Annotated in this window: 9 protein-coding genes and 1 pseudogene; 5 read left to right on the top strand and 5 right to left on the bottom strand. The window is 35.0% G+C overall.

The window, feature by feature from the left end; all coding sequences use genetic code 11:
• The 5 genes and pseudogenes from DRF58_RS18575 to DRF58_RS00685 form a co-directional block, all read left to right on the top strand.
• Positions 1–180: pseudogene (locus DRF58_RS18575) on the top strand (IS982 family transposase); the annotation flags it as partial.
• A 121-nt stretch (positions 181–301) separates the two neighbouring features.
• The gene (locus DRF58_RS00700; RefSeq protein WP_116031691.1) at positions 302–1,930 is read left to right on the top strand and encodes a M1 family metallopeptidase; all 1,629 of its coding nucleotides are present in this window, start codon (positions 302–304) and stop codon (positions 1,928–1,930) included.
• Between the two features lie 309 nt (positions 1,931–2,239).
• Positions 2,240–3,187, top strand: a complete 948-nt coding sequence (locus DRF58_RS00695; protein WP_116031689.1) for a tetratricopeptide repeat protein — start codon at positions 2,240–2,242, stop codon at positions 3,185–3,187.
• Positions 3,188–3,189: 2 nt separating this feature from the next.
• Complete coding sequence (locus DRF58_RS00690; RefSeq protein ID WP_116031686.1) at positions 3,190–3,594, top strand: hypothetical protein; 405 nt, start codon at positions 3,190–3,192, stop codon at positions 3,592–3,594.
• 13 nt (positions 3,595–3,607) lie between these two features.
• Positions 3,608–3,955: a helix-turn-helix transcriptional regulator gene (locus tag DRF58_RS00685; protein ID WP_116031683.1), complete on the top strand. Its 348-nt coding sequence runs from the start codon at positions 3,608–3,610 to the stop codon at positions 3,953–3,955.
• Between the two features lie 51 nt (positions 3,956–4,006).
• Here DRF58_RS00685 and guaA read toward each other — a convergent pair whose 3' ends face one another.
• From guaA to DRF58_RS00660, 5 genes are all read right to left on the bottom strand, one after another.
• Positions 4,007–5,536 (bottom strand): glutamine-hydrolyzing GMP synthase, encoded by a 1,530-nt coding sequence (gene guaA, locus DRF58_RS00680; protein ID WP_116031680.1) that lies wholly within the window; start codon positions 5,534–5,536, stop codon positions 4,007–4,009.
• Positions 5,537–5,855: 319 nt separating this feature from the next.
• Positions 5,856–7,094 carry a phosphoribosylamine--glycine ligase gene (purD, locus tag DRF58_RS00675; RefSeq protein ID WP_116031678.1) on the bottom strand — a complete coding sequence of 413 codons (1,239 nt, stop codon included), beginning with the start codon at positions 7,092–7,094 and terminating at the stop codon, positions 5,856–5,858.
• Between the two features lie 104 nt (positions 7,095–7,198).
• Positions 7,199–7,915: a pirin family protein gene (locus DRF58_RS00670; protein WP_116031675.1), complete on the bottom strand. Its 717-nt coding sequence runs from the start codon at positions 7,913–7,915 to the stop codon at positions 7,199–7,201.
• A gap of 139 nt (positions 7,916–8,054) precedes the next feature.
• A complete protein-coding gene (gene ilvA / locus DRF58_RS00665) occupies positions 8,055–9,323 on the bottom strand; it encodes a threonine ammonia-lyase IlvA (RefSeq protein ID WP_245955333.1) in 1,269 nt (422 codons plus the stop codon).
• 193 nt (positions 9,324–9,516) lie between these two features.
• Entirely contained in the window at positions 9,517–10,971 is a 1,455-nt protein-coding gene (locus DRF58_RS00660) for an ATP-binding cassette domain-containing protein (RefSeq protein ID WP_116031674.1), read from the bottom strand.
• Positions 10,972–10,986: the final 15 nt, after the last annotated feature.

The raw sequence follows: 10,986 nt of genomic DNA, 5'->3' as shown, positions 1-10,986 counted from the left end.
ATTGAGACTTTATTCTCTCAACTTTGCGACCAATTTAAAATCAGAAACAATTACGCAAAATCTTTTAACGGTTTTAAAACAAGGGTATTGAGCAAAATAGCAGCATTAACTTTCATTCAGTTTGTAAATGTTTTTGTTTTCAATAGAAAAATGAATAGACTTAAAATTGAATTAATTTAATAGTGCACTACGAGTTTTTAATTAATTTTGTAACGTTTCATTTCATAAGTGAAACTAATTCTAAAGAAAAATTAAAAAATGAAATTGGAAATTCACGAATTCCAAAAAAAATAAAATTATAATGAGTAAAAAATTATTACTTCTCTCCATATTAATATCGGGAGTTTCACAAGCTCAGTTTTTTGAGGATGCAAAACCTACAAAAATAGACACTTTAAAAGGTTCTAATACAGAATTCAGGAACTTTTGGGATGTCAAGAAATATGATATCGTAGTGGAACCGAACTTCGAAGCTAAAAGCATCAAAGGAAGTAATAAAATCAGTCTGACAATTAAGAAAGATATAGTGAATCCAGTTTTTCAAATCGACCTTCAAAGTCCGATGAAAGCTGACAAGATCACAGCCAGTTTTCCTATTGTTGATAAAAAAATAGACGGCGATTTTATTTTTATTTCTACGAAAAAGAACTTCAAAAAAGGAGAAAAATATACGATTGACATTGATTATTCCGGAAATCCTGTGATTGCAAAACGCGCCCCTTGGGATGGCGGATGGATATTTACGAAGGACAAAAACGGAAATCCTTGGATGACTGCTACTGATGAAGGAATTGGTGCTAGCATTTGGCTTCCTGTAAAAGATATTTGGAGTGATGAGCCAGATAATGGTATTACTTTCAAAATCATCACACCAAAAGATCTGGTGGGTGTAGGCAACGGAAAATTAATCAAAGAAGAAAATCTGGGCGATAAAAAGTCTTGGCTTTGGGAAGTAAAAAGTCCGATCAACGATTATTCCATCATCCCATCGATTGGGAAATATGTGAATTTCAAAGATACTTTTGACGGCGAAAAAGGAAAATTGGATTTGGACTATTGGGTTTTGGATTATAATCTTGACAAGGCTAAAAAACAATTTGAGCAAGTAAAACCAATGATGAAAGCTTTTGAGCATTGGTTTGGACCATACCCTTTTTATGAGGATTCTTATAAATTGGTAGAGTCGCCACATCTTGGGATGGAACACCAAAGTAACGTTGCTTACGGAAACAAATATCAAAATGGTTATCTCGGAAGAGACCTTTCCGGAACAGGAATTGGTCTGAAGTGGGACTACATCATCATCCACGAAACGGGACACGAATGGTTTGCGAACAACATCACAGCAAAAGACCAAGCCGATATGTGGATTCACGAGAGTTTTACCACTTATTCCGAAACATTGTTTGTGGACTATGCTTTTGGGAAAGCCGATGGTAACAAATATCTGCAAGGTTTAAGAGGCAATATCCAAAACGATAAACCAATCATCGGAACATACGGAATCCGAAATGAAGGCAGCGGCGATATGTATCCAAAAGGTGCGAATATGATTCATACGATTCGTCAGGTGATTAATAATGATGAGAAATTCCGTCAAATCTTAAGAGGAATTAATAAAGACTTTTATCATCAAACTGTAACTACAGAACAAATTGAAAAGTATTTTTCTGAAAAATCAGGTATCGATTTATCAAGTATTTTCAATCAATATTTGAGAACGGTGAAAATCCCGACTTTGGAATATAAGCAAAACGGTAATCAATTGACTTATAAATGGACGAATGTAATTCCTGATTTGAAATTACCAATCCGATTAGCTGATGGTCAAGAGTTGAAGCCTACAGAAAAAGAACAGACAACAACTTTGAAATCCGATAAGCCTGTTGATTTTGATAAGAATTATTACATCAATTATTCTAAACAATAATATCAGAAGTCATAAAAACAAAAGACCTATTCTAAAAATAAATAGGTCTTTTTCGTTTTTAAAGGAAATTTACTTTTGCTTTATTAATGATAAAGCTCTTATGGTTATTGAATATTCAAATTTATAGTTTACTAAAACCCAAAGCAAAAAAGAGAGGTGGACATTGGGGTGGACAAATTATTTTACAAATAAACACAATTGAAAATCAAACAATTGAATATTTTAAAATTACACCAATGGAAATGTAATTTTATAATAAGTAACAAAATCATTGTTTTTTATGTAATTTGCGTAATCATAAAAATATAATTGAAACAATTTTACATTATAATTCTATTATTTCTTTTCTGCGAAAATCTATTTTCTCAGAAAATTGCGATTGATGGAAATAAAGATGATAAGAAAAAAATAGAATCTATCATTCTTCAAAACAAAAATTTTGGTAAAGACACCATTGCTTTAAAATCCTATCTTGATCCGCTCATCAAATCCAGTGATAAAAATCTACACGCGGTTTATTACAACATTTTGGGAAGTGGTTTTGCATCTGCTAATGAAAAACTCAATCAGAGCAGTGATCTATTTTTTGCTAAATCTATAGAAATTGCAAAAGCCAATAAAAATTCTGGATTAGAGATCTGGGCATTATGTAATTATGCATTCTATCTCTACGATTACAAAAAAACAACAGAAGCACTTCAGGTTTATTTGGATGCGGACAACAAAATTAGACATACAGAAATCAATTCGGTCATTCTCCCAAGCGATTGTTTCAAAAAGATTGGTTATTTTATGGGCACAATCGGGGATAAAAACGAAGCAATTAATTACTTAAAAAAAGCAGAACAACGTGCGGAACCCAACTCCAAAGAATTAGCCGCGATAATGGATAATATTGGTTATTATTTTTTGGAACTTAATCAGCTTCATAATGCCGAAAAATACATCATTGGTGCTAGAGATATTTCTCTGAAGATTAACGATCAAATCCGCTACCCAAAGACTTTGGGGAATCTTGGTTTTTTGGAATTAAAAAAAGGTAATCTTGACAAAGCGGAAACTTATGTAAAGCAAGATCTTAAAATTTCTACCGATCTTCATAGCGATCATAACTCCAGCTTTGCTAGATTTTTATTAAGCAAAATCCTTATTGAAAATAACAAAATTGAGGAAGCTAAAAAAATGTTCAATGAAGCAGAAAAATTTGCAGAATCCAAAGTTCATCTCAAAAAAATGTTTTTCAAATTGAAGAATTAAAATTGAAAATTGCTCAAAAAGAAGGTGATACGCAGCAGGAATTATTCTGTTTAAGAAAACTTAATCAATTAGAAAACGAACTAACTGATAGCGATGGAGATCGAAATCTAGAACGCACTAATATTCTCGCTCAAAAAGAGCGTTATGCTAATAAATTAACCTTGGCTAGTGCACAATTTGAAAAAGAGCAACTGAAAAACAGAGCTATTATAGTTGTTTCAATTTTACTATTTTTCATAATTATTTTATTAATTATCTTCAACAAAAAACAGCTCAAAATCAGAAAAGACAAATACGATAAAACGGTTCTGAGACTAGAATTGGAGAAACTTAAATCTGAACAAAAACTTTCTGAAACCCACAAAACATTGTCTTCTTACAGCACATATCTTTCAGAAAAAAAATGAGCAGATTGAACTATTGAATAGAGAACTTCTTAAAATAAAAAACTCATCTTCTTCATCCATAGAAAAAGAGAAACAAAAGTTACAAAAATTGTTGGATTCTCATCTAATGACAGACGAAAATTGGGTCAATTTCAAACAAGCTTTTCAAGAGGAATATCCAGAATATTACAATGGACTGATGAGCGATTTTTCGGATCTCACAGAATCTAATTTAAGAATCATAACACTTTTGAAACTGGAATTATCTAACCAAGAAATTTCATCTTTATTAGGAATCACTATTGACGCTGTGAAAAAATCTAAACAAAGACTAAGAAAGAGGTTTGGTCAAAAATACGAGGAGTTGTTTGTTGGGAATTAAAAAATCCAGCAATAAATTACTGGATTTTTGATATTTTATTATTAATTATAATTACTCCCACTCAATTGTTGCAGGTGGTTTTGAACTGATATCGTAAGCAACTCTGTTGATTCCTCTCACTTCATTAATGATTCTACTAGAAACTGTATCCAAAAACTCGTAAGGCAATCTGCTCCAAGTTGCGGTCATAAAATCAATGGTGTTGGCTGAACGAACAACGGCTGTGTACTCATAAGTTCTTTCGTCGCCCATTACACCTACAGATTTTACTGGAAGAAGAACCACGAATGCCTGAGAAACTTTCTCGTACAAATCATTTTTATATAATTCCTCGATGAAGATATCGTCAGCTTCCTGAAGGATTCTCACTTTTTCTGCATCTACTTCGCCCACAACTCGGATTCCTAATCCAGGTCCAGGAAACGGATGTCTGTAAACCAACTCGTGCGGAATTCCCAACTCCTCGCCTACTTTTCTCACTTCATCTTTGAACAATTCTCTCAAAGGTTCCAACAATTCGAATTCCATTTCTTCTGGAAGTCCGCCTACATTGTGATGAGATTTGATAACTGCAGAAGGGCCTTTCACAGATTGAGATTCGATAACATCTGGATAGATTGTTCCTTGAGCCAAGAATTTCGCACCTTCTATTTGTTTTGATTCTTCATCGAAAACATAAACAAACTCGTTACCAATGATTTTTCTTTTTTCTTCCGGATCACCAATTCCAGCCAATTTGGATAGAAATCTCTCCGAAGCATCTACCATTTTGATATTCATATCGAAGTGCTTTCCGTAATTTTCCATTACTTTTTTGCCTTCGTCTTTTCTCAAAAGTCCGGTATCTACAAAAATACAATTCAGTTGGTCACCGATTGCTTTGTGAATCAAAACTGCTGCAACAGAAGAATCTACGCCACCGGAAAGTCCAAGAATCACTTTTTGAGTTCCCACTTTTTCTTTGATTTCTGCAACTGTTTTCTCGATATAGTTTGTCAGTTTCCAGTTTTTGTCAGCTTTACAAATTCCGAATACGAAGTTCTCCAACATTTTTCCGCCTTCTTCCGTGTGAGAGACTTCGGGATGAAACTGTACGCAGTAGATTTTTTTATCGGGATTAGAAATGGAAGCAATCACTCCGGATTTTGCATTGAGTTCAAAACCTTCCGGCAATTCTGCAACCTCATCAAAATGGCTCATCCAAACAATTGAATTTTGGTAAACACCTTTCAATAATTCGTTTTCTTTAACGATTTCCAAGTGTGCTTTTCCGTATTCGCCTTTTTCACCTTTTGCGACTTTTCCGCCCAAAAGATGTGCAGTCAATTGCATTCCGTAGCAGATTCCTAAAACCGGAATTCCTTGTTCATATAGTTCTTTTTCTACGAGATGAGCATTTTCGGCATTCACAGAACTTGGTCCTCCTGAAAGAATAATTCCTCTTGGTTTTTTATCCAGAATTTCTGATAATGGCGTGTTGAATGGTACTATTTCCGAATAGACTTCCATTTCACGGATTCTTCTTCCAATGAGTTGGTTGTACTGTGAACCGAAGTCTAAAATGATAATTCCGTTTTGCATATAATGTTGTAATATTTTTTATTTTCATTTTTGTCATTCCGTAGGAATCTAAACTATGCTGAGATTCCTACGGGATGACAAACTTGGTATTTAAATTAAAGTATTCTTATTTTCAAAAATCTCTTAATGATGGACAAATCTTCAATTTTTGTAGAAACCCATAGCCCCGATTGCAACGGCATCCTTTTTTGTTATTGCGATTGTTGAATGTTTCTACAAATTGCTTCACTTCGTTCGCAATGACAAAAAAGATATAGTGGAAAGCGGGATTAAGCTCCTAAAAAAAAGAGACATTGGTTGCCCAACATCTCTCGTTATTTTAAAATTTCGCAATATCGTCTCGGAAAAATCCGTAGTCAAAGTCCACAATATTAGCGTCTTCGTAAACTTTCTTGCGAGCTTCTTCGAATGTGTCTCCAAGTGCTACCAGATTCAGAACTCGACCGCCTGTGGAAACTACTTTTCCTCCTCGGTAATCTGCACCTGCATAAAGCAATGTGCTGTTCTTAACTTTTTCTGCTCCTGTTATCTCGTAGCCAGTCTCGTGATTCTGAGGATAACCTCCAGAACAAACCACCAAACAAACTGCTTTTTGATTTTTGAATTTCAGTTCCAATTCTTTTCCCTGAAGACAATCCTCGATAACATCTACCAAATTGTTCTCCAAAAGAGGTAAAAGAACCTGAGTTTCTGGGTCGCCTAATCTCATATTGTATTCCAACAGATAAGCGCCTTTTTCAGTCACCATTAATCCGAAGAAAATAAACCCTTTGAAACTAAGACCTTCTGTTTTAAGACCTTGAACTGTTGGATTCATAATATTATTAACGAAGTCTTGGAAATGCTCGTCTTTGAATTCCGGACTTGGCGCCGCAGAACCCATTCCGCCAGTGTTTGGACCTTTGTCACCGTTTCCTACTTTTTTATAATCTTTTGCAGGAACGAAAGGGAAAATCTTATCTCCGTTGGAAACCGCAATGATTGAAGCTTCGAAACCTTGTAAAAATTCTTCTATAATCACCTGAATCCCTGCATCACCGAAAATTCTTTTAATCATAAAATCGTGAATCGTTCCTTCTGCTTCTTCCAAATCTTCCGCAATCACTACACCTTTTCCACCAGCTAAACCACTTGCTTTGATAACAATTGGGAATGTTTGGTTTTGAAGATATTCTTTAGCATCTGCATAAGAATCAAAGGTTACAGACTCCGCTGTTTTGATTCCGTAAGTTTTCATAAACTTCTTAGAAAATGCTTTACTTCCTTCTAATGAAGCCGCTTTTTTTGCAGGACCAAAAACCTTGAGGTCAACTTTTTTGAACTCATCTACGATTCCTTCTACAAGAGGTGCTTCTGGACCGACAATCGTCAAATCTACTTTGTTCTTGATTGCAAAATCTCTAAGTACGATGATATCCGTCTCGTTGATATTTTCTCCTAATTTTTCGGTAGTAGCGTTACCAGGTGCGAAAAACATCTTTGTAATTCTGCTGTCTTCACTTAGCTTAAGCGCCAGAGCCGAAGCACGCCCACCATTTCCTACAATAAGTAATCTCATTATGTTTTCAGTTTAACTTTTTAAAATGCCAAATTTAAGATTTTTTGAGGACAAATGTTATACTGTTAGAATGGTATTTTTCTTAAAAATTTATTAAAAAGTTTTTATTTTGGCAATTCCATTGGGACTTCCATCAATAATATTTCTGAATTTTCTTCCGCTTGCAAAACAAAACTTTCTGCATCCCAAATTCCGAAACCGTCTCTGTCATCAAGGATTTGGTCACCAATTTTTGCTTTTCCTTTGATCACAAAAACGTAAACACCATTTCCTGATTTGTTGATTTTATATTCTTTGGAAAAACCTTTGTCAAATTTCGCCAAGTTGAACCAAGCATCCTGATGAATCCAAACGCCAGCATCATCTTGATTTGGCGAAAGAATCTGCTGAAAATCATTTTTGACTGAGTTTTCCTTAATGTTGATTTGGTCATATCTTGGCGTCACATCAGTTTTGTTTGGGATAATCCAAATTTGTAGAAACTTTACTGGTAGCTCAGTTGCATTTTCTTCACTGTGCATAATTCCAGTTCCCGCAGACATTACTTGAATGTCTCCTTTTTTGATGATTCCAGAATTCCCCATATTATCGCCGTGTCTCAATTCGCCTTCCAAAGGAATCGAAATAATTTCCATATCGCGGTGCGGATGTCTCCCGAATCCCATTCCGCCTTCTACGTAATCGTCATTCAACACTCTAAGAACGCCGAAATGTACTTTTTCCGGATTATGATAATTAGCAAAACTAAAAGAATGATGACTCTTCAACCAACCGTGATTGGCATAACCTCTGCTGTCGGATTTATGATATACTGTTTTCATTTTAATTGATTTTAAAATTTAGACTTTTTTATTAACACAAATTTCCAACTTTCAAAATCCTTATGCATTGATGTACGGTAAGAACGAAAAACTCCGACGATTGTCGGAGCTTTATTATTAACACAAAGGCACAAATATTTTAAACAAGCATACTCAAAACATCCGGATTATCATTAAGATAAGATTCAAAATAACCGAGATTTTGCATTCTCTGTTTTAAACCATTAAAATCAGAAATATTGGAAAGCTCGATTCCGACGACTGCCAAAGCGGTTTCTCGTGAGTTTTTTTTAGTATATTCGAAATGCGTGATATCGTCATTTTCGCCCAAAACATTCAGAACAAAATCTTTCAAAGAACCAGGACGTTGCGGAAATTTGACCATAAAATAATGTTTCAAACCATTGTAAAGCAAAGCACGTTCTTTGATTTCCTCCATTCTGGTAATGTCGTTGTTGCTACCGCTTACGATGCAGACAACATTTTTACCTTTAATCTGATTTCGATATTGTTCCAAAGCCGAAATAGATAAAGCCCCAGCTGGTTCCAAAACAATTGCATCTTTATTATATAACTGGAGAATCGTGTCACAAATTTTCCCTTCATCCACAGGAATACAATCTGCAAGTGAATTTTTACAAATCTCAAAAGTCAAATCTCCTACCCTTTTCACGGCCGCTCCGTCAACAAAACCATCGACTTCTGAAAGCTCTGTATTAAGATTATTATCGATGGAAGTTCTCATAGAAGGCGCACCTTTTGGCTCAACTCCAATTAATTGAGTCTCTTTCGATAATTCTTTAAAAACTGTTGCAATTCCAGAAGCCAAGCCGCCACCACCAATCGGAACGAAAACAAAATCGATATTTTCTTTTTGTTGTTCTAAAATTTCCAAAGCCAAAGTCGCCTGACCTTCAATAATCTGAACATCATCAAAAGGATGAATAAAAGCCGCTCCCGAAGTTTTTGCAAATTCCAAAGCTGCATTTTTTGAAGCATCAAAAGTATCTCCAACCAATTTGATTTCGGCAAAGTTTCCACCAAACATTTCTACTTGTTCAAGTTTTTGTTTTGGAGTTGTCACAGGCATAAAAATCGTTCCTTTGATTTGGAGTTGTTTACAGGAAAAAGCTACACCTTGAGCGTGATTTCCGGCACTGGCACAAACAATTCCTTGCGAAACTTTTTCTTCGTTGAAAAGAGTTTTAATTTTATTATAAGCCCCTCGCAATTTGTACGACCTTACAGGTTGTAAGTCTTCTCTTTTGAGGAAAACATTCGCTCCAAATTTTTCTGCTAATCTAGCATTGTATTGCAAAGGTGTGTAATTCACGACATTTTCTATACTTTTTCGGGCTTCTTTTACCGCTTCCAAGGTTGGAAATATAAGCGTTTCGTTCATCTTCATTTATAATTTTTATTTTTTAAAACCACAAAAGTCACAAAAGATATTATTTTTCTTAAAGTTTAAATAGTTGAAAATAAGAAGCTCACAAAATGTTCATCATTTTCGACATTCTTTTTGTGAACTTTAAACACATCTTTTTAAAGCTTAAAAAAACTTTTGTGCCTTTTGACTTCGTCGAATCTACGATTTGTGGTCAAATCATTTCTTTAATTCTTGTTGTTCCGTTTTCCAGAACGAGTTTGTGGCTGAGTTTTTTTGGTAATTGAGATTCAAAATGTCCAACATAAATCAACGATTGTCCCTGACTTGCCAAATCATCAATCACCTGATTGAAATATTGCGTCTGCTCATTATCCATTCCCTGACAAGGTTCATCCAGAATTAGGAGTTTTGGTTTTTTAATCAATGTTCTTGCTAGCAAAGCCAAACGTTGTTTTCCTAGAGGAAGCGTACTCAATTTTTTGTTTTTATCATCTTTCAAATCGAAGAAATAGAGAATTTGCTCCAACTGCTTTTGCTGGTCGAAACTCAGTTTCTGATACAAACTCATCGAATCAAAAAAACCGGAAGCAATAGTTTGTCCGACATTCGCATTCATATCAAAATACCAATGTAACTCGGGCGAAATCATCCCGATTTTTTCTTTGATGTCCCAAATACTCTCGCCACTTCCCCGTTTTTGTCCGAAAAGATGAATTTGATTGGCATAAGCTTGCGGATGGTCGCCATTCAATAAACTCAATAAGGTTGATTTTCCTGAACCGTTATGACCTTGCAACAGCCATTGCTCCCCGGAATTCACTTCCCAGTCGATATTTTTCAGGACTTGTTTTTCGCCGTAGGAAATGTTTATATTCTTTAACCGGATGAGGCTTTTCTTTTCACTTTCCTGATTATTCTGAAGGAAAAAAGGCAACGGTTTTGGTGTTCTTTCTTCGCCTTTGGAAAAATCTTTTGGAGAATTGCGATGAACTAATTGCCCGTTTTCTATTTCCACAAAATACTGAACGCTTTCGGGATATTCGTCATCATTATTAATCAAAATCAAGGTGGTATATTCCTGAATCAAATCATCAAAAGCCTGATTCAGAAACTGTCTCGATCTGACATCCAAACCTGTGTACGGCTGGTCGATTATCAGAACCTGGGGTTTCAGCCAAAGTGCTTTTAACAGCTGTAACTTCTTGTGTTCTCCGCTGGAAAGTTCTATCAATTGCTGGTTTTTGAAATTCTCAAATCCAAAAGGTTCTAAATAGGATTCTAATATTCTGAAATCCAGACTTTCTTCTTTTCCAAAATGATTGAGTTCTGCAAAAACAGTGAGTGTATCATTTTTAGCGAATTGATTGTATCGCTGTTGATAATAAAAATTGCGGTCGCCTTCCAGATTACTGAACTGAAACCAATTGGAAACGTACAGAATTTTCTTTGGCAATTCTGAATTTTCATTAAAATTGACTTCAACTTTTCCTTCAAAATTTTTGATTTCGCCGGAAATGATTTTGGCTAAAGTTGTCTTTCCACTTCCGCTTAATCCGCCTAGCATCCAACATTCTCCGGAAGATATTTCCCAGTTGAAATCTTTAAGTACGACTTGATTGCTGTACTGAAAGTTTAGGTTTGAAATTTGGATGATTGGGGTTGACATTTTTATTTTTTGAAT

It is taken from the genome of Epilithonimonas hispanica (genome assembly GCF_003385395.1).
Taxonomy (GTDB): Bacteria; Bacteroidota; Bacteroidia; order Flavobacteriales; family Weeksellaceae; genus Epilithonimonas; species Epilithonimonas hispanica.
Note: the sequence above shows the minus strand (reverse complement) of the source record. Positions and strands in the feature narration are given on the sequence as shown.